This is a genomic window from Pseudomonas sp. DL (assembly GCF_047199225.1).
Lineage (GTDB): Bacteria > Pseudomonadota > Gammaproteobacteria > Pseudomonadales > Pseudomonadaceae > Pseudomonas > Pseudomonas aeruginosa.
In genome coordinates this window covers 12,548-31,166 of the sequence record NZ_CP178323.1, presented here as the reverse complement: position 1 = coordinate 31,166, position 18,619 = coordinate 12,548, and the positions used below count along the sequence as shown (strand labels likewise).

The window sequence follows — 18,619 nt, the reverse complement described above, 5'->3', positions numbered from 1 at the left end:
GCCATGTGGACGCGCTTGCTGCCGTTCCTCGCCTGGCTACCGGGGCTGCACCGGGGCATGCTCGGGCGCGAGGCTTGGGTCGGCCTGAATGGCGCAATCCTGGCACTGCCGCAATCGATGGCCTATGCGCTGATCGCCGGCCTGCCAGCGGAGTACGGCCTGTACGCGGCGATGCTGCCAGTGGCGATCGCCTGCCTGTGGGGCTCGTCGCGCCACCTGGTGAGCGGTCCCACCGCGGCGATCTCGGTGCTGCTGTTCAGTTCGGTGGCCCCGCTGGCGCCGCTGGGCAGCCCGCAATACGTCCAGGCCGTGCTGCTGCTGACCTTTCTCGCCGGCGCCTTCCAGTGGCTGCTCGGCGTCCTGCGCGTCGGGTCGCTGGTCAATTTCGTCTCGCATTCGGTGATGCTCGGCTTCACCCTTGGCGCGGCGCTGCTGATCGTCCTCGGCCAACTGCCCTATCTTCTCGGCCTGGCCGCGAGCGGGGAGGGCGCAGCGCCGGGAAACGGCTGGCGGCTGCTGGCGCGGTTCGCCGAGTTCGATGGCCCATCGCTGCTGGTGGGCGGCTTCAGCTTCGCGCTCAGCCTGCTGGTCAGGCGCCTGCGACCGCGCTGGCCGGCCCTGCTGCTTGGCTTGCTGGGCGGTGCCACGCTGGTCTGGGCGCTACCCGGGACCTTCGCCTCGGTAGCCCATGTGCAGGCCTTATCGAGCGCACTGCCGGGCTGGAATCCGCTGGTCTTCGATTCCCGATCGATCCTCGACCTGCTACCTGCGGCGGTGGCCTGCGGCATGCTCGGGCTGGTCACCAGCCTGTCGATCGCCCGCGCCCTGGCCGCGCGCCAGGGAGACGCGTTCGATGCCAACCAGGAGGTCCGCGCCCAGGGTCTGTCGAACCTGCTCGGGCCTTGGCTGTCGGCGAGCCTGTCGGCGGGTTCCTTCACCCGCTCCGGGCTCAATCTGGAAGCCGGTGCGCGCTCCCCGCTGGCGGGTGCGTTTTCGGCGCTCTGGGTGGCACTGCTGGCCGTGCTCGGTGCGCGCCTGATCGAACATGTACCGTTGCCGGCGATGGCCGCAGGCATCCTGCTGATCGCCTGGGGCCTGATCGACCGCCCGGCGCTCCGCGCGCTCTACCGCAGCGGCCGCGCCGAATGCCTGGTGGCCGGCCTAACCGCCCTGGCCACGCTGCTGTTGCCGCTGCAGAACGCCATCTACGCGGGAGTGCTGGCGTCGCTGGTCTTCTACCTGCGGCGCACCTCGACACCACGCGTACTGCGCCAGCGCAACGACGAGGAAGAAGTGCTGCGCATCGAAGGCTCGATCTTCTTCGGCGCCTGCGACTACCTGCAACGCCTCATGCGCCAATGCGACAGGCCACGGCTGGTGCTGGACGCCCGCCAGGTGAACTTCATCGACTTCGCCGGCGCAGTGCTGTTGCAGCAGGAAGCCCGCCGCCTGCACGCCGAGGGCCGCCGCCTGGTATTGCGCCACGCCCGCCCGCAGGTCCGCGAAGCGCTGGGCCGGCAGGCCGACGAAGGCTGCCGCCTGCACTACGAAGGCTGACGCTCAGGGCGCCGCCGGCGATGTCGGTGCGCTGTCGCCGGGCAGCAGTTGCGGCGATTCCCGCTGCAGCTTGTCGCGCATCATCTCCAACTGTCCAAGGGCGGCGCGAGCCTCGTCGATTTCCTCGGCGCTGCGCTCGCCACCCTGTTCGGCCGCCTCGATCCGCGCGCGGATTTCCGGTATCTGCTGTACGCCGCTGGTGTAGGCCTGTACCAGTTCGCGGGTCTGTCGTTCCTCGAAGGCCTGGTACTGCTTCGGATCGGCCAGCTCCTGCGCCGTCGCGCCCTGGCGTGGTTGCAGGCCGCCGAGCGGCGGGCTGCGCGGGTCGCCCTCGTCGCGCAGCATCTGCATGAACTGGATCGCCTGCTCGCGATCCAGTTCCGCCACCGGCGGCTCCGCCTCGTACGCCGGTGCTGCCGCTTGCGATCGCACCGGCGCCGGCGGCGGCGGACGGTCGTCGACCGCGGGCAGTGCCGCAAGCGTCCTGGCTGGCGACGGAGAAGACGAGGAAGCGGCCATATCGGCAGGCGCCAGCAACACGCCGGCGCAGGCCAGGGCGATCGCCAGCCCGCTGCAGCCGAGGGCAACGCCGAGCCAGCGCTTCACAGGCCTTCCACCCTGGCGCCGGCCAGCAGGTTGCGCAGGCGCGTCTCGAACTGCGCTGCCAGTTGCTCGCGCGCCACCGCCTGGTTCACCTCGAAGCGCACGCTGCGGTCGTCGAGGGGCAACTGGCGATCCTCGCGGCTACGCACCCGGACGATCTCGAACGCGCCGTCGATGCGCATCGGCTGGGAAACCGTATCGGCCTTCTGGATCAGCGCAGTCTTGCGCAGCAGGTCGAGCCGGCCGTCCTGGGGCCGTATCAGGCCTAGGTCGCCGGGCGGGTCGCGGTCCCTGTCGTCGGCCAGGGAATAGCGGCGTACCGCCTCGTCGAAGGCCAGGCCGCCGCGCAACTCGGCGTAGACCTTGTCCGCGCTCGCCTGGTCGGCCAGGCGGATATGCGCCGCCTGCACCTGCGCGACGTTGCGGTAACGCTCCAGGTTGCGCCGATAGTAGGCCTCGGCGTCCTTGTCGCTGACCTTGCCGGCGAGTTCCCGCAGCGCATCGGACTCATGGTGGAAATCACTGTAGAGGCCGATCTGGTGCAGATAGCGATGGCGCACCAGCTTGTCCCGCACCAGGGTCCTCACGCCCTGCCGCTCTGCCGGGCCGAAGCCGTCCCGGGCCAGGCGGTACCAGAGGTAGTCGCGGCGGATGCGGGTCTGGACCTGGCGCGCCAGGTAAGCGAGGTTGCCCTGTTGCAATTCCACCTGGCCCTGGACGTTGTCGCCTTCGTACAGCGATAGCAGGTCGAGGACCTGTGCCGGCTGGCCGGGAAACTGCCAGCCGATCAGCTCGACCCCGGCCGCCTCGCGGCGCTGCGTCTCGTCCAGCAGCAGGCTGTTTTCCACCAGGCCGCGGCTCCTCGGCGCCAGCACCTCGCGCAAACGCTCCGCGCTCAGGGCCCGGGGCTGGCGCAGGTATGGCCCGAGGTCCTCGCGGTAGCGCCTGCCGTATACCTGTTCGAGCAGGTTGCCGGCCTCGATCTCCACGCTGGCGTCGAGATCGGCGCGGCTCTGCGCGGTGAGCTGGTCTTCCACCGCGCGCGCCAGCAGGCGGTTTTCCACCAGGCCACGGCGCAACTGCTGCGGGTCGGTGTTGAACTTGACCCGCGACAGGGCCTGCTCGAGCAAGTCGATGCTTCTCCCCGGCAGCACCTCGCCGTCGATCCGCAGATCCTGCGGCGCCTTGGCGGGGACGCCATGGGCGCTCCACGCCAGCAGCCCGAGGACGATCCCGCACAGTGCGCGACGCCAGCCCCGGGCGCGATCAGAGAGCAGTCGGTGCATCGAAGCTGTTGGCGCCCTTGGTCAGTACGGTGACGGTCAGGGCGATGGACTCGGGAATCAGCTCCTTCGCCACCCGCAGGCGCGTCTCGTAGCTGGTGTCGTAGAGCGGCTCGGGGCGCGCGTAGGCGACCTGGCCGGTCTGGGTGAGCAGGTCGCGGATGCTCTTGCTCGGGTCGTAGCGCCCCACCAGGTTGGCCACCGCCGCCGGGTCGTTGAGCTTCTCGCTGGCGTAGTGGTCGTCGACCCAGCCTTCCCAGCTGGAATGGCCGTTGGCCGAGGTGATCCACACATGGTGCGGCTGGGCCACGTCGCCGGTGGCATGCAGGGCATAGCCGATGGTCTGCAGCGAAGGCGCGGCGCGGAACTGCTCGAACCAGTAGGTGGCGAGGTTATCGATCGGCTGGAAGGCGGCGGTCTGGAAGTCGCCGTAGTGCTCCTGCCAGTCCGAGCGGGTGCCCTGGCGGTAGTGCGCCTCGGTGGTGTCGAAGTCCTCGCGCTTCAGCTCGCGGTTGTAGAGATAGACCATGGCGTACCAGTCGACGTCGGCGATGCCGCCGTCGACCTTGTGGTAGCGGTAGTCGTAGCCGCCGTGGGGGTTGCCATGGGAGTCGCCGTCCCGGGCCAGGTTGAGGAAGTGCCAGTACGAGGTGTAGTTGACGATGCCCGAAGCCGCGCCCCACAGCGGCGCGTGTTCGTAGCCGACCCACCAGCCACCGAGACGGGTGTCCTTGAAGTCGTCCACGTCGAAGGCCGCCTGGCCGAGGATCTCCCCGGCCTGCGCCTCGCTGCCGGCGGCGCTCACGTAGAACCGGTAGGCCTGGCGCATCTCCTCGGTGGCGTAGGAGGAGTTCATGAAGGCCAGGGCATCCTTGACGATGTTCTTGTGGGTCGGTTGCGACCAGGCGTTGGCCTGGCTGGCGATGGCGCAGATGCAGAGACCGGCGGCCAGGCGGGCGAAGGTTTTCATCGGCAGCGCTCGAGAGTGAGTGAAGCCTGAAGTCTTAACCCGGTTTTGTGATTCCTACATGTCAGATGGAAGCCAATTTGAGACGTACGTCTCAAATGCCGCCTGACAACTCAGACAGTTGCCAACTGTCGGCGCAGCGTCTCCAACACTGGCGCCGAGGCAGGACGCACGCCGCGCCAGAGGAAGAATGCCTCGGCGGCCTGCTCCACCAGCATGCCCAGGCCATCCAGGGTACGCGCCGCACCGCGTTCGGCGGCCCAGCGGTTGAAGGCAGTCGGTTCCTTGGCATACATCATGTCGTAGCAGACGGTACGGCCGGGCTCGATCACGCTCTGCGCCAGCGGCGGCACGTCGCCGGCAAGACTGGCCGAGGTGCCGTTGACGATCAGGTCGAAAGGCCCTTCGACCTCGGCGAAACCGCAGCCGTGCACCGCGCCGAGGTCGGCGAACCGCTCGGCCAGGTCCACGGCCTTCCGCGCCGTGCGGTTGGCGATCAGCAACTCCGCCGGGCACTCGCCGAGGAAGGGTTCGAGCACCCCACGCACCGCACCGCCGGCGCCGAGCAGGAGAACCCGCTTGCCGCGCAGCTCGACCCCGGCGTTCGCCGTCAGGTCCCGCAGCAGGCCGGCGCCGTCGGTGTTGTCGCCGCGCAGGCGACCGTCGGCGAGGCGGATCAGGGTGTTCACCGCCCCGGCCCGGGTGGCCCGCTCGCTCAACTCGTCCACCAGACGATAGGCCTCTTCCTTGAACGGCACGGTGACATTGGCGCCCTTGCCCTGCTCGAAGAAGCGCCGGGCGAACCCGGGGAAATCGTCCAGCGGCGCCAGTTGCGCGTCATAGACCAGCGCCTCGCCGGTCTGCTCGGCGAACAGGCGGTGGATCAGCGGCGACTTGCTGTGGCCGATGGGGTTGCCGAATACGCAATAGCGGTCCATGGGTCGTTCCTTTGCCGGAGTGGGACGGGACGAGCGGACTCGTCCCCTGCGGGCGGGTCAGGGCTGGCCGGCGAGCCAATCGCGGTCGGCGAGGAAATACTCGGTCAGGCGCGCTTCCTCGCTGCCCGGCTCGGGTTTCCAGTCATAGCCCCAGCGCACCTGCGGCGGCAACGACATCAGGATCGATTCGGTACGGCCGCCGGACTGCAGGCCGAACAGGGTGCCACGATCGAAGACCAGGTTGAACTCCACATAGCGACCGCGACGATAGGCCTGGAACTCTCGCTGCCGTTCATCGAACGGCGTGTGCTTGCGGCGCTGGACGATCGGCAGGTAGGCGTCGATATAGGCATCGCCGATGGCGCGGATGAAGGCGAAGCAGGTGTCGAAGTCCCACTGGTTGAGGTCGTCGAAGAACAGGCCGCCGATGCCGCGCGGCTCGTTGCGGTGCTTGAGGTGGAAGTAGCGGTCGCACCATTCCTTGTAGCGCGGGTAGACGTCCGCGCCGAACGGCGCGCAGGCGTCGCGAGCGACCCGGTGCCAATGCACGCAGTCTTCCTCGTGGGCGTAGTAGGGGGTCAGATCGAAGCCGCCGCCGAACCACCAGACCGGCTCCTCGCCTTCCTTCTCGGCGCAGAAGAAACGCACGTTGGCATGGGACGTCGGCACGTGGGGGTTTTCCGGATGGATCACCAGCGACACGCCGAGCGCCTGGAAACCGCGCCCGGCCAGTTCCGGCCGATGGGCGCTGGCCGAGGGCGGCAGGCTATCGCCGAAGACGTGGGAAAAATTCACCCCGCCCTTCTCGATCAATGCGCCGTCGCCGATTACCCGCGTCCGTCCGCCGCCACCGGCCGGACGCTCCCAGGCGTCCTCGGCGAAGCGGGCCTTGCCGTCCTCCGCCTCGAGGGCGGCGCAGATGCGGTCTTGCAGGTCGAGCAGGTAGGTTTTGACAGCGGCGATACGGTCGGTCACGGAGTTCACCTTGGAGCGGGGAGGCCGCGCGGGGCGCGGGCTGGCGACGAAACGAGGGCGCAAGCATACCACCCTGGATGGGTAGCCGGCGCTTGACGGCCGTCAAGGGGAAGGCTTGGATGAAGGCCTTTACCCAGGGTCGCCCACCCGGCGCGACCGTCCGAAACCCTGACGAAGCAGGAGTTCCAGCATGGCCAAGCGCATCCAGTTCGCTGCCTACGGCGGCCCCGAAGTCCTCGAATACCGCGACTACCAACCCGCCGAGCCGGGCCCCCGGGAAGTCCGCGTGCGCAATCGCGCCATTGGCCTGAACTTCATCGACACCTACTACCGCAGCGGCCTCTATCCGGCCCCCGGCTTACCCTCGGGACTGGGTAGCGAAGGGGCCGGCGAGGTCGAGGCGGTGGGCAGCGAAGTGACCCGTTTCAAGGTCGGCGACCGCGTCGCCTACGCCACCGGCCCGCTGGGCGCCTACAGCGAACTGCATGTGCTGGCGGAGGAGAAGCTGGTCCACCTGCCCGACGGCATCGACTTCGAACAGGCCGCCGCGGTGATGCTCAAGGGGCTCACCACCCAATACCTGCTGCGCCAGACCTACGAACTGCGGGGCGGCGAAACCATTCTCTTCCATGCCGCCGCGGGCGGCGTGGGCCTGTTCGCCTGCCAATGGGCCAAGGCCCTTGGAGTGCAGCTGATCGGCACCGTCAGCTCGCCGGAAAAGGCGCGCCTGGCCAGGCAGCACGGTGCCTGGGAGACCATCGACTATAGCCATGAGAACGTGGCGCGGCGGGTGCTCGAACTGACCGACGGGAAGAAGTGCCCGGTGGTCTACGACTCGGTGGGCAAGGATACCTGGGAAACCTCGCTGGACTGCGTGGCGCCGCGCGGCTTGCTGGTCAGCTTCGGCAACGCCTCGGGGCCGGTGACCGGGGTCAACCTGGGCATCCTCTCGCAGAAGGGTTCGCTGTACGTGACCCGGCCGACCCTGGGCAGCTACGCCGATACCCCGGAAAAACTCCAGGCGATGGCCGACGAGCTGTTCGGCCTGATCGAGCGCGGCGACATCCGCATCGAGATCAACCAGCGCTTCGCCCTGGCCGAAGCAGCCAGGGCGCATACCGAACTGGCCGCACGGCGAACCACCGGCTCGACCGTACTGTTGCCCTGAAGCGCGTACTCAGGCCGGGCGGATGACCTGTCCGGTCACCAGGTCGCGGATCAGGCTGGGGTTGCGGCGCCCGCCAAGGGCGCCGCCGAGGATAGCGTCCAGCTCGTCGTGGAAGTATTGCTCCACCCGCAGCCGCGTGCGCGCCGCCGGGCGCCCGGCCGGATTGGCCGAGGTGGAGATCAGCGGACCGGTGAGATGGCACAGTTCCTGTACCAGGGGATGGTCGGTGACCCGCACGGCGACGCTGTCGTGGACGCCGGTGACCCACTCCGGCAGGCGCTCCTGGTGCGGCACCAGCCAGGTGTTCGGCCCCGGCCAGGTACCGGCCAGGCGGTCCAGCCAGACGTCCGGCAGGTCTTCGAGAAGGAAGTCGAGCTGGTGGATGTTCGCCGCCACCACGATCAGGCCCTTTTCCACCGGCCGCGCCTTCAGCGCCAGCAGGCGATACACCGCATCCTCGTTCCACGGGTCGCAGCCGAGCCCCCATACCGCCTCGGTGGGATAGGCGATCACGCCGCCCTCGCGGACGACCCGGGCGGCGCATTGCGCACGAAAGCTGCTGATCATCGACTCACTCCAGCGGACAGGGTGCGCGAAGTGTACGGTTTCAGCCGGAGCGATGCACCCAGGTGCCGGCCTCGCAGGCGACCCGGCCGTCGAGTTCCAGTTCGCTGAGCGTCGCCAGCACATCGGGCAGCGTCATGCCGCTGGCGGCGGCCAGGCCTTCGCTGGTGTAGGGCGCGGCGCGCAGCAGCGCCAGCAAAGGGTGGGGCAGGGGCTGCGCCGGCGCTTCCGCTGGCTCCGCCTGCGCCCAGCCGCGCAGTGCTTCGAGCACGTGCCCGACGCTTTCCACCAGCAGCGCGCCATCGCGAATCAGTTGGTGGCAGCCACGTGCGCCGGGATGGTGGATGGAACCCGGAATGGCGTACACCTCGCGCCCCTGTTCCGCCGCCAGCCGCGCGGTGATCAGCGAGCCGCTGGCGGGACTTGCCTCGACCACCAGCACACCCAGCGAGAGTCCGCTGATGATGCGGTTGCGCCGGGGAAAGTTTGCCGGCAGCGGCGGGCTGTCCAGCGGCAGCTCCGAAACCAGCGCGCCGCCACCCTCGACGATGCGCCGCGCCAGCGCTTCGTGGCGCCGCGGATAGAGCCTGCGCAGGCCGGTGCCGAGGACTGCCACGGTCGCGCCGCCAGCCTCCAGCGCGCCCTCGTGGGCGGCGCCATCGATGCCCAGGGCCAGCCCGCTGGTGATGGCGAAGCCGCCCTGCGCCAGGCTGCGCGCAAAGCTCCGGGCGGTGCCCAGCCCGGCGGGGCTGGCGCGGCGGCTGCCGACCATCGCCAGTTGCGGCCGTTCCAGAGTCTCCGGAGCGCCTTCGACGTACAGCAGCGGCGGGGCATCGGCGACTTCGGCGAGCAGTGCCGGGTATCCCGGGTCGTCCCACATCAGCAGGTGCCTGCGCGGACCTTCCAGCCAGCGCAGGGCTTCACCCGCCGCTTCCCGCACCGCCGGGCTGCGCCGCGCGGCGGCGGCCTCGGCAGGCACTCCCAGGGTGCGCCAGGCGCTGGCTGGCGCGGCAAGCGCGGAAGAGGCCGAACCGAAGGCCTCGATCAAGCGCAGGAAGCGCATGGGTCCCAGTTCGGGCAGGCCATGCAGGCGCAGCCGTGCTTCCAGTTCGGCTGGAGAATGGTTCTTCATTGCGACTCATCCATAGCAGGCAGGTCCATCGCTGACAGGAAGAGGGGAAGGGTCCGGCTTCCATCCTGGAAACCGTCGTATGAAATTTCCTTCCCCCAGAAACGCGAAACCCCCGCCGAGGCGGGGGTTTCGAGTCAGGGATTCTGCACCCTGTCGGTTACCGAGAGCGGCCTGCTGGCCATCAGAACCAGGGCGTAGCTCAGCTTCTTGTAGGTACGGAACACCATCAGCAGGCCGGCGCGTTCGTCGGGAATCTTCACCGACTCACCGGTAACGCGGTCGCGCACCGTCTCGCCGACCTTGTAGATCGCCAGCACGTTGCCCTCGGCCAGCCCGTCGCGCTGGCCACGGTTCAGGGTGACCACGTCGAACTGGCCGATCTGGGTCACGCCGCGCGGTACGTCGATGATTTCGCCCTTCACCTCGCGGCTCGGCTCGCCGGGCATGAAGGTGGAATTCACCGCACGCTCCTCGGTGGGGAACAGGCGGTCGCCCAGGCGCACTTCCTGGGTGGTGCGGGTCAGCGCCAGGGTCGCGACGTCGCCTTCGGTGGCCACCACCTCGCCGCCGCCGATGTCGTCGGCGTTGATGCCGAGGACTTCCTTGGTCTTCGGATCGATGTAGACCTTGCCCTGGCGGAAGATGCCATAGGCCGGCTGGCCGTCGGCGAACTTGCCGCGGGCATAGATGCGGTCGCCGGTGCCGCTGACGATCCGCTCGGCGTTGCCGGCGACGATGTACGGCGCACTGGTGAAGGTCTTCTCGTCATCGACGATGCGGTTGGCCAGCAGGAAGCTGTTGATCTTGTCCAGCGGGATGGTCGGGATGGCCTCGGCGATCGGCGTGCTGCGGATCTTCGGCGACAGCTTGATGGTCCCGCGCGATTCGCCACGGTTCAGCACCAGGCGCGGCTGGCCATCGACGTAGACCAGGCTGAGTGTGTCGCCGGGGTAGATCAGGTGGGGATTCTGGATCTGCGGGTTGGCGTGCCAGAGTTCCGGCCACTTCCATGGCTGGCGGAGGAATTTCCCCGAGATGTCCCACAGGGTATCGCCCCTGACCACCGTGTAGCGGTCCGGATGCCCTTCCCTGAGGTCGACCTGGGCCTGCGCCAGACCGCTCGCGGCAAGGAGCAGAAGGGCGACTAGTGATTTCCTCATGCAGTGAATCCCTTTATCATGTCGACATACGCGAAACGCCCGAAGCCCGCGAGAATCGCGGTCTGAAGCCGTTTTCAAGCTGCGCGCCATCTTAGCAGCGGATTTTCAATCGATTCCACAAGTGCATCACAAACGCATATGGCCATCCTGAACATTCTCGAATTCCCCGATCCGCGCCTGCGGACCATCGCCAAACCGGTGGAGGTGGTCGACGACGCGGTGCGCCAGCTGATCGACGACATGTTCGAAACCATGTACGAAGCCCCGGGCATCGGCCTCGCCGCGACCCAGGTGAACGTGCACAAGCGCATCGTGGTCATGGACCTCAGCGAAGACAAGTCCGAGCCGAGGGTATTCATCAACCCCGAGTTCGAACCGCTGACCGAGGATATGGACCAGTACCAGGAAGGCTGCCTGTCGGTACCCGGCTTCTACGAGAACGTGGACCGACCGCAGAAGGTCCGGATCAAGGCCCTCGACCGCGATGGCAACCCCTTCGAGGAAGTCGCCGAAGGCCTGCTGGCGGTATGCATCCAGCACGAATGCGACCACCTCAACGGCAAGCTGTTCGTCGACTACCTGTCCACCCTCAAGCGCGACCGCATCCGCAAGAAGCTGGAAAAGCAGCATCGACAGCAGGCGTGACCCCATCCCCCAAAGGCTTGCCCCGGCAAGCCTTTTTCTTTTAGCGAGCCCCGCATGAGCCAAGCATTGCGCATCGTCTTCGCCGGAACCCCGGAATTCGCCGCCGAGCATCTCAAGGCCCTGCTCGACACCCCACATCGGATCGTCGCCGTCTACACCCAGCCTGACCGGCCGGCCGGCCGCGGGCAGAAACTGATGCCCAGCGCGGTGAAGAGCCTGGCCCTGGAGCATGGCCTGCCGGTCATGCAGCCGCAGAGCCTGCGTAATGCCGAGGCCCAGGCGGAGCTGGCGGCCCTGCGCGCGGACCTGATGGTGGTGGTCGCCTATGGCCTGATCCTGCCCCAGGCGGTACTCGATATCCCGCGCCTGGGCTGCATCAACAGCCACGCCTCGCTGCTGCCGCGCTGGCGCGGCGCCGCGCCGATCCAGCGCGCGATGGAAGCCGGCGACGCGGAGAGCGGCGTCACCGTGATGCAGATGGAAGCAGGGCTCGACACCGGCCCGATGCTGCTCAAGGTGAGCACGCCGATTTCCGCCGCGGACACCGGCGGCAGCCTGCACGACCGGCTCGCCGCGCTCGGCCCGAAAGCGGTGGTCGAAGCCATCGCCGGCCTGGCCGCCGGCACCCTGCATGGCGAGATCCAGGACGACGCCCTGGCCACCTACGCGCACAAGCTGAACAAGGACGAGGCACGCCTCGACTGGAGCCGTCCGGCCGTCGAACTGGAGCGCCAGGTCCGCGCCTTCACCCCCTGGCCGGTCTGCCACACCAGCCTCGCCGATGCTCCGCTGAAAGTCCTCGGCGCCAGCCTGGGGCAGGGCAGCGGGGCGCCCGGAACCATCCTCGAGGCCAGCCGCGACGGCCTGCTGGTCGCCTGCGGCGAAGGCGCCCTGCGCCTGACCCGCCTGCAAGTGCCGGGCGGCAAGCCACTGGCCTTCGCCGACCTCTACAACAGCCGCCGCGAGCAATTCGCCGCCGGCCAGGTGCTCGGCCAATGAACCCGCGTCTCGCCGCCTGCCAGGCGCTGGCCGCGGTGCTCGCCGGACGCGCCTCGCTGTCTGGCGCGTTGCCGCCGCAACTGGACAAGGTCGCCCCCCGCGATCGCGGCCTGACCCAGGAGCTGGCCTTCGGCGCGGCGCGCTGGCAACCGCGCCTGCAGGCCCTGGCCGCGCGCCTGTTGCAGAAGCCGTTCAAGGCCGCCGACACCGATATCCACGCCCTGCTGCTGATCGGCCTCTACCAGTTGCTCTACACGCGGATTCCGCCGCACGCCGCGATCGGCGAGACCGTCGGCTGCGCCGACAAGCTGAAGAAGGGCTGGGCCAAGGGCGTGCTCAACGCCGTGCTGCGCCGCGCGCAGCGCGAAGGCGAGACGCTGCTGGCCGAGGTCGACCGCGATCCCTCAGCGCGCCTGGGACATCCGCGCTGGCTGCTGAAAGCGCTCAAGCAGGCCTGGCCGGAGCAGCTCGACGCGCTCTGCGCAGCGAACAACGCACACCCGCCGATGACCTTGCGGGTCAATCGGCGCCACGGCGAGCGCGATGCCTACCTGGCCGAACTCGCCGAAGCCAGAATCGAGGCCCGCGCCTGCGACTACAGCCGCGACGGCATCCAGCTCGCCGCGCCGCGCGACGTGCGCGAACTACCGGGCTTCGCGGAGGGCCGCGTCAGCGTCCAGGACGAAGCCGCGCAACTGGCCGCCGAGCTGCTCGAAAGCGCGCCCGGCCAGCGTGTCCTCGACGCCTGCTGTGCGCCTGGCGGCAAGACCTGCCACCTGCTGGAAACCCAGCCGGAACTGGCCGAAGTGGTCGCCGTCGACCTCGAGGAAAGCCGCCTGGTAAGGGTCCGGGAAAACCTCCAGCGGCTCGGCCTGCAAGCCAGCCTGGTCGCCGCCGACGCCAGGGCCACCGGGGAGTGGTGGGACGGCAAGCCGTTCCAGCGCATCCTCCTCGACGCGCCGTGCTCGGCCACCGGGGTGATCCGCCGCCACCCGGACATCAAGCTGGCGCGCAAGCCGGAAGACATCGCCGCCCTGGCGCACCTGCAGGGTGAATTGCTCGACGCGCTGTGGCCTACCCTGGAAGTCGGTGGCGTACTGCTCTACGCCACCTGTTCGGTGATGCCGGCGGAAAACAGCGACAGCATCGCCGCCTTCCTCGCCCGCACGCCCGGCGCCCGCGAACTGGACCTTCCCGGCCCCTGGGGCATGAAACAGCCCCACGGCCGCCAGTTGCTGCCGCAGGTGGAGGGCCACGATGGCTTCTACTATGCCAAGCTGATCAAGATATCCGCCCGTTGATCGAAACCTGACGAGCCGTTTCCTGCCATGAAAATCATCATCCTCGGTGCCGGCCAGGTCGGCGGCACACTGGCCGAGCACCTGGCCAGCGAAGCCAACGACATCACCGTGGTCGACACCGACGGCGACCGCCTGCGCGACCTCGGCGACCGCCTCGACATCCGCACCGTGCAAGGCAAGGCCTCGTTCCCCACGGTGCTGCGCCAGGCCGGCGCCGACGACGCCGACATGCTGGTGGCGGTGACCAATAGCGACGAGACCAACATGGTCGCCTGCCAGGTCGCCTACACCCTGTTCAACACCCCGACCAAGATCGCCCGCGTCCGCGAGCCGGCCTACCTGACCCGTACCGGGCTGTTCGACAACGAGGCGATCCCGGTGGACGTGCTGATCAGCCCGGAGCAGGTGGTCACCAACTACATCAAGCGCCTGATCGAACACCCCGGCGCGCTGCAAGTCATCGACTTCGCCGAGGGCAAGGCGCAGTTGGTCGGGATCAAGGCCTACTACGGCGGCCCTCTGGTAGGGCAGGAGCTGCGCCAGCTGCGCGAGCACATGCCGAACGTGGATACCCGCGTCGCCGCGATCTACCGCCGCAACCGGCCGATCATTCCCCAGGGCGACACGGTGATCGAGGCCGACGACGAAGTCTTCTTCATCGCCGCCAAGGCCCATATCCGCGCGGTAATGGGCGAGATGCGCAGGCTCGACGACAGCTACAAGCGGATCATCATCGCCGGCGGCGGCAATGTCGGCGAGCGCCTGGCCGAGGCCATCGAGAGCCGCTACCAGGTAAAGATCATCGAGCGCAGCCCGCTGCGCTGCCGGCACCTCTCGGATACCCTGGACAGCACCATCGTGCTCAACGGCAGCGCTTCCGACCGCGACCTGCTGCTGGAGGAAAACATCGGCGAGACCGACGTGTTCCTCGCCCTGACCAACGACGACGAGGCCAACATCATGTCCTCGCTGCTGGCCAAGCGGCTCGGCGCGAGCAAGGTGATGACCCTGATCAACAACCCTGCCTATGTCGACCTGGTGCAAGGCGGCGAGATCGACATCGCCATCAGCCCGCAACTGGCGACCATCGGCACCCTGCTGGCCCACGTTCGCCGCGGCGACATCGAGAGCGTACACTCGCTGCGCCGCGGCGCAGCCGAAGCGATCGAAGTGGTAGCCCATGGCGACGCCAAGTCGAGCAAGGTGATCGGTCGCTCGATCAACGAGATCAAGCTGCCGCCGGGCACCACCATCGGCGCGCTGGTGCGCGACGAGGAAGTGCTGATCGCCCATGGCGACACCCGCATCGAGAGCGGCGACCACGTGCTGCTGTTCCTGGTCGACAAGAAATACATCCGAGACGTCGAGCGACTGTTCCAGGCCGGCCTGACGTTCTTCTGAGGCACGCCCTATCGCGAACGGCGATAGGGCTTCGGCCTACGAACACCAAGGGGCCGCGTGCCTCCTTCGCAACGGCCGAATCCCTCTGTTCCGTGCAAAGCCTGGCCGGAGCCGGGCACAATGGCCGACATCGTTGGAAGAGGGCAGGATGATGATCGAAGGTCTGGAAAAGATGCTGGCCAAAGGCGTGGACAATGCGCTGCTGCGCTTCGGCCTGGGCAAGGGCTACCTGGACGCGGGCGACGCCGAACGCGCGGCGGAACACCTCCAGCGCTGCGTAGAGCAGGACCCGAAGTATTCCGCCGGCTGGAAGCTGCTGGGCAAGGCGCGCCAGGCTGCCGGCGATCTCGCGGGCGCCCGGCAGGCCTGGGAGCAGGGCCTGGCAACTGCCGCGACGCATGGCGACAAGCAGGCCGAAAAGGAAATGACGGTGTTCCTGCGCAAGCTTGACAGGGCGAGAACCTGAGCGTCCGGCCGAGGCTCGCGCAGTGCGTTCTCGCCACCCGCCGGCCGGAGTTCCGGCAGACGGGTCGGGCGTCCTCATCGAGCGCTGGCGGAACGGTTCGAGCACGCCCCGACGACACTTTTACAAAGACCTGTTCCACACATTCGTAGGCAACTTCTGTCAACGATGTAGCCTGCATCCCGAACGCCCAACACCCCATTGAGCGACCGCTGCCGGCCCTCTAGCTTCGACTCATCGCTTCGGTCCAAGCCCGAACGCGACACCTGACTTCAACTACTTTTCCGGAGCCAACATGTCGAAGCAAGAGCGTTCAGTCCCGTCCTATGTCGAATACCCATACGAGCAAGCGATTCTCTACGTTCACCGGAACGCCTCCGCCAATGAGATGCTCGAATCCGTACAGGAGCGCCTCAGGGCTCTCCTCGGCCCCCTCCATGCCTTGGAAAGGATCGAAGTGCGGACAGGGCAGGGCGTTCCCATTCAGCGCGTGGCGCACATCCTGGTCACGCTCGGCGGCGATGCCCTGACGCTGCTCACGGCCGCGCACCGGGCTACCACCTCCTGAATGAAGAAGGGCGCAACGGCCGTGACCGTTGCGCCCTTCCTCCAGATTGCCTCGATGAGCCTCAAGCGTTGCTCTGCGGCCGCTCCGGCAGCATCTTCAGGATGCCGTTGAGTAGCATGCCGTAGAGCGGCACGAACAGCAGAAGGCTGATGCTCAGCTTCACTCCGTAGTCCACCGTGGCGATTTCCACCCAGTGCTGCGCCATGAACGGATTGTCGCTGCGCCAGAACGCCACGAAGAAAAAGGTGAAGGTGTCCAGCAGGTTGCCGAGGATGGTCGACGCGACTGGCGCGGTCCACCAGTGCCGGGAACGACGGAGGCGGTCGAATACCTGGATATCGAGGATCTGTCCGAGCACATAGGCGAGGAAGCTTGCCAGGGAGATCCGGGCGACGAAGGTGTTGAACTCGAGCAGCGCAGAGAAACCACGGAACGCCGCTTCCTGGAATAACACCGAGACTACGTAGGAGGCGATCAACGCCGGGATCATGACCCGGGCGATGACCAGCCGGGCAGGGCCCTTGCCCAGCAGGCGCACGGTGAGGTCGGTAGCCAGGAAGATGAACGGAAAGCTGAAGGCGCCCCAGGTGGTGTGCCAGCCAAACAGGGTGATCGGCAACTGCACCAGGTAGTTGCTGGCGATGATGATGAAGATGTGGAAGGCGATCAGGCCGGCCAGGGTGCCGCGCCAGGCCGCCGGAGAAGAGGCTGACATGTACTGTCCTTTTTGCGCGATGGGGTGAGGGAACCCATGCCCGGCACCATGCCGAGCGGCGCGCATTCTAGCCGATAACCGGCAGCGGTTTCGCCCACTCTGTGATCAGTGGCTCATGCCTGGGGTTCCACGTGGAACACCACCGTTCACGCTTCGCTGAGAAAGCGCAGGCCGACGCCTTCCGCATCGACTCGCACGACTTCCATCTGCAGGATCGGCGCGTCGATCGGCAGGTCCTGTACCTGGCCAGTAACGACACTGCCTGTTGGGAGCTGGGTCAGCTCCGGGTGTTTGACATAGACCCCGGTGTCGGACAGGTCGCGTGTCTGCGCCATCAGCTCGCCAAATAGCGGGTGACTGATACGGATTCGGCACTTGAGCGGGGTTCGTGGGTATTGTCGTTGATTATCCATCGAGTCCCTCGGGACCTGCGGAGGAGGCGGCAGAGCTGAGCATAGTACCCGGATATGAAAAAGGCGTCTTCCGACGCCCTTTCCTCAGTACCATTTTTTCTCGCCATCCGGGCGGTTCTTGAAGCGTTTCATGCTCCACATGTACTGGCTGGGATAGGCTCGTACATACTTCGCCAACTCGCGGCTCATGGCTGCTACAGACACTTCCAGGTCCTTGTCGTACATGTCCGCCGGAGCCGCTTCGAGGATCACCTTGTAACCGCTACCATCGGGCAGGCGCACCGCATGGAAGAACACTCCACGCGCCTTGCCGCGTGAAAGCAACTGCGGGACGAACTTGCTGATCAAGGCAGTGGTGCCCAGGTAGGGCACGAAGAGCCCAGCGGTACGCGCGGGCTCGGGGTCGGCGGGAATCCCTACGCAACCGCCTTTCTTCACTTCCTTGATGACGCTGAGGATACCCTCCGGAGTGGAAGGTGCGACGCGGTTGCCCAATTGCACGCGTTGCTTCTTCAGCAATTCGTCGACTGCCTTCAGCTTGGGCGGACGATAGAAGATGATCGGCTTGGCGTAGGAGCAATAGAAGTGGTTGAGTACTTCCCAGTTTCCCAGGTGACTGGTAATGCCGACCAGGCCATCGCCGGAAGCCAGCGCTTCCTCCAGCACCTCCATGCCTTCGACCTCGCGGATGTATCTCAGCGACTTTTCAGGCGGCCAGATCCAGGCGCAGGCACTTTCGGTGAGGGTCCGGCCAATATCCATCAGGCTTTGTCCGACCAGCTTTTCCAGTTCGGTTTCAGACAACTCGGGGAAGCACTTGGACAGGTTGATCCGCACTACCTCGCGGGATCGATTCGGCAATTTCCACATCAGCCAGCCTATGCCGGCCCCGACGCCTTGCACGGCACGCCAGGGCAATAACGCGAACAGGCGTAGGGCCCCCACCACCAGGGCACCTTTGAATTTCTCCACGAAACACTCCTCGCTCGACTCGAACGCGCATTGTACGCCAGGAAGAAGGCGAGGGCGGCAGCCAAGGAAGCGGGGCGACCAGCTATGCTGCGCGCCGATGTTCCACGTGGAACATCCGAACGCATCCGTCAGGGAGCGCCCGGCTAGCCGACGAGTTGGGCGTAACGGTCGCAGTCCTGGGTATGGTCCATGACCATGCCGCTGGCCTGCATGAAGGCGTAGCAGATGGTCGGCCCGACGAAGTTGAAGCCGGCCTTGCGCAGCGCCTTGCTCATGGCCTCGGCTTCCGGGGTAATCGCCGGCACCTCGGCGCGACCGGCGAAATGGTTGATCTTCGGCTGGCCGCCGACGAAGGACCAGAGGAACCCAGCCGGGTCGTCCAGCTCCAGCCAGGCCTGGGCGTTCTGCCGCGCAGCGTTGAGCTTGGCCCGATTGCGAATGATGCCGGGGTCGAGCATCAGTTCGTCGATCTCCGCGTCGCTCATCTGTGCCACCCGCTGCACGTCGAAGCCGAACAGCACCTCGCGGTAGCGCTCGCGCTTCTTCAGCACGGTGATCCAGGACAACCCGGCCTGGAAGCCCTCCAGCAGCAGAAGTTCGAACAGCGCGTCGGGATCGCGCTGCGGCACACCCCACTCCTCATCGTGGTAGGCCATGTAGAGGGGATCGTCGTTGCACCAGAAGCAGCGTGGCATAAGGCTTTCCGTGGTTTTCCAGGGATCGGGGGGACGGGCGAGGCGGCGCGGGAATCGGGTATACTTCCGCGTTTTGTATCGAAGCCTCAGCACAGGTGAA

The 18,619-nt window shown here is 67.1% G+C and carries 20 protein-coding genes; 8 read left to right on the top strand and 12 right to left on the bottom strand.

Features of this window, described 5'->3' with window-relative positions; all coding sequences use genetic code 11:
- Window positions 1–3 precede the first annotated feature (3 nt).
- Window positions 4–1,557 (top strand): SulP family inorganic anion transporter, encoded by a 1,554-nt coding sequence (locus tag ACI766_RS00145; protein ID WP_023104720.1) that lies wholly within the window; start codon window positions 4–6, stop codon window positions 1,555–1,557.
- Between the two features lie 3 nt (window positions 1,558–1,560).
- Here ACI766_RS00145 and ACI766_RS00140 read toward each other — a convergent pair whose 3' ends face one another.
- The 5 genes from ACI766_RS00140 to hemF form a co-directional block, all read right to left on the bottom strand.
- A complete protein-coding gene (locus ACI766_RS00140) occupies window positions 1,561–2,163 on the bottom strand; it encodes a hypothetical protein (RefSeq protein ID WP_003458422.1) in 603 nt (200 codons plus the stop codon).
- Window positions 2,160–3,446 carry a peptidylprolyl isomerase gene (locus ACI766_RS00135; protein WP_003114640.1) on the bottom strand — a complete coding sequence of 429 codons (1,287 nt, stop codon included), beginning with the start codon at window positions 3,444–3,446 and terminating at the stop codon, window positions 2,160–2,162. The genes ACI766_RS00140 and ACI766_RS00135 overlap by 4 nt, the downstream gene beginning before the upstream one ends.
- Window positions 3,427–4,413: a phospholipase C gene (locus tag ACI766_RS00130; protein WP_003111200.1), complete on the bottom strand. Its 987-nt coding sequence runs from the start codon at window positions 4,411–4,413 to the stop codon at window positions 3,427–3,429. Before ACI766_RS00130 ends, ACI766_RS00135 begins: the two co-directional genes overlap by 20 nt.
- A gap of 110 nt (window positions 4,414–4,523) precedes the next feature.
- On the bottom strand, window positions 4,524–5,348 hold the full coding sequence (gene aroE / locus ACI766_RS00125; RefSeq protein ID WP_003111201.1) for a shikimate dehydrogenase: 825 nt from the start codon (window positions 5,346–5,348) through the stop codon (window positions 4,524–4,526).
- Window positions 5,349–5,405: 57 nt separating this feature from the next.
- A complete protein-coding gene (gene hemF / locus ACI766_RS00120) occupies window positions 5,406–6,323 on the bottom strand; it encodes an oxygen-dependent coproporphyrinogen oxidase (RefSeq protein WP_003097311.1) in 918 nt (305 codons plus the stop codon).
- 190 nt (window positions 6,324–6,513) lie between these two features.
- On the opposite strand from hemF, the gene ACI766_RS00115 reads away from it, so the two are divergent.
- Window positions 6,514–7,491 carry an NADPH:quinone reductase gene (locus tag ACI766_RS00115; RefSeq protein ID WP_003111202.1) on the top strand — a complete coding sequence of 326 codons (978 nt, stop codon included), beginning with the start codon at window positions 6,514–6,516 and terminating at the stop codon, window positions 7,489–7,491.
- Window positions 7,492–7,500: 9 nt separating this feature from the next.
- Here ACI766_RS00115 and ACI766_RS00110 read toward each other — a convergent pair whose 3' ends face one another.
- The 3 genes from ACI766_RS00110 to ACI766_RS00100 all read right to left on the bottom strand — a co-directional run bounded on the left by ACI766_RS00110 (window position 7,501) and on the right by ACI766_RS00100 (window position 10,347).
- On the bottom strand, window positions 7,501–8,058 hold the full coding sequence (locus ACI766_RS00110; RefSeq protein WP_003097300.1) for an L-threonylcarbamoyladenylate synthase: 558 nt from the start codon (window positions 8,056–8,058) through the stop codon (window positions 7,501–7,503).
- Window positions 8,059–8,098: 40 nt separating this feature from the next.
- Window positions 8,099–9,187, bottom strand: coding sequence for a DNA-processing protein DprA (gene dprA / locus ACI766_RS00105; protein ID WP_003118479.1), 1,089 nt, complete (start codon window positions 9,185–9,187; stop codon window positions 8,099–8,101).
- 134 nt (window positions 9,188–9,321) lie between these two features.
- Window positions 9,322–10,347, bottom strand: coding sequence for a LysM peptidoglycan-binding domain-containing protein (locus ACI766_RS00100; protein ID WP_003097294.1), 1,026 nt, complete (start codon window positions 10,345–10,347; stop codon window positions 9,322–9,324).
- Window positions 10,348–10,485: 138 nt separating this feature from the next.
- On the opposite strand from ACI766_RS00100, the gene def reads away from it, so the two are divergent.
- From def to ACI766_RS00070, 6 genes are all read left to right on the top strand, one after another.
- Window positions 10,486–10,992: a peptide deformylase gene (gene def / locus ACI766_RS00095; protein WP_003107059.1), complete on the top strand. Its 507-nt coding sequence runs from the start codon at window positions 10,486–10,488 to the stop codon at window positions 10,990–10,992.
- Between the two features lie 54 nt (window positions 10,993–11,046).
- On the top strand, window positions 11,047–11,991 hold the full coding sequence (fmt, locus tag ACI766_RS00090) for a methionyl-tRNA formyltransferase (protein WP_023104722.1): 945 nt from the start codon (window positions 11,047–11,049) through the stop codon (window positions 11,989–11,991).
- Complete coding sequence (gene rsmB, locus ACI766_RS00085) at window positions 11,988–13,292, top strand: 16S rRNA (cytosine(967)-C(5))-methyltransferase RsmB (protein ID WP_087823928.1); 1,305 nt, start codon at window positions 11,988–11,990, stop codon at window positions 13,290–13,292. Before fmt ends, rsmB begins: the two co-directional genes overlap by 4 nt.
- A gap of 27 nt (window positions 13,293–13,319) precedes the next feature.
- Window positions 13,320–14,693 carry a Trk system potassium transporter TrkA gene (gene trkA, locus ACI766_RS00080; RefSeq protein ID WP_003107053.1) on the top strand — a complete coding sequence of 458 codons (1,374 nt, stop codon included), beginning with the start codon at window positions 13,320–13,322 and terminating at the stop codon, window positions 14,691–14,693.
- A gap of 148 nt (window positions 14,694–14,841) precedes the next feature.
- Window positions 14,842–15,159: a tetratricopeptide repeat protein gene (locus ACI766_RS00075; RefSeq protein ID WP_003120685.1), complete on the top strand. Its 318-nt coding sequence runs from the start codon at window positions 14,842–14,844 to the stop codon at window positions 15,157–15,159.
- 292 nt (window positions 15,160–15,451) lie between these two features.
- On the top strand, window positions 15,452–15,724 hold the full coding sequence (locus ACI766_RS00070) for a hypothetical protein (RefSeq protein WP_016561455.1): 273 nt from the start codon (window positions 15,452–15,454) through the stop codon (window positions 15,722–15,724).
- Window positions 15,725–15,785: 61 nt separating this feature from the next.
- On the opposite strand, the gene ACI766_RS00065 is transcribed toward ACI766_RS00070, so the two are convergent.
- The 4 genes from ACI766_RS00065 to ACI766_RS00050 all read right to left on the bottom strand — a co-directional run bounded on the left by ACI766_RS00065 (window position 15,786) and on the right by ACI766_RS00050 (window position 18,519).
- Window positions 15,786–16,439, bottom strand: a complete 654-nt coding sequence (locus tag ACI766_RS00065; protein ID WP_016561454.1) for a 7-cyano-7-deazaguanine/7-aminomethyl-7-deazaguanine transporter — start codon at window positions 16,437–16,439, stop codon at window positions 15,786–15,788.
- A gap of 146 nt (window positions 16,440–16,585) precedes the next feature.
- Window positions 16,586–16,852: a PilZ domain-containing protein gene (locus ACI766_RS00060; RefSeq protein WP_003100272.1), complete on the bottom strand. Its 267-nt coding sequence runs from the start codon at window positions 16,850–16,852 to the stop codon at window positions 16,586–16,588.
- Between the two features lie 84 nt (window positions 16,853–16,936).
- A complete protein-coding gene (locus ACI766_RS00055; protein ID WP_003097282.1) occupies window positions 16,937–17,824 on the bottom strand; it encodes a lysophospholipid acyltransferase in 888 nt (295 codons plus the stop codon).
- Window positions 17,825–17,967: 143 nt separating this feature from the next.
- A complete protein-coding gene (locus tag ACI766_RS00050; RefSeq protein WP_003097280.1) occupies window positions 17,968–18,519 on the bottom strand; it encodes a DNA-3-methyladenine glycosylase I in 552 nt (183 codons plus the stop codon).
- Window positions 18,520–18,619 lie beyond the last annotated feature (100 nt).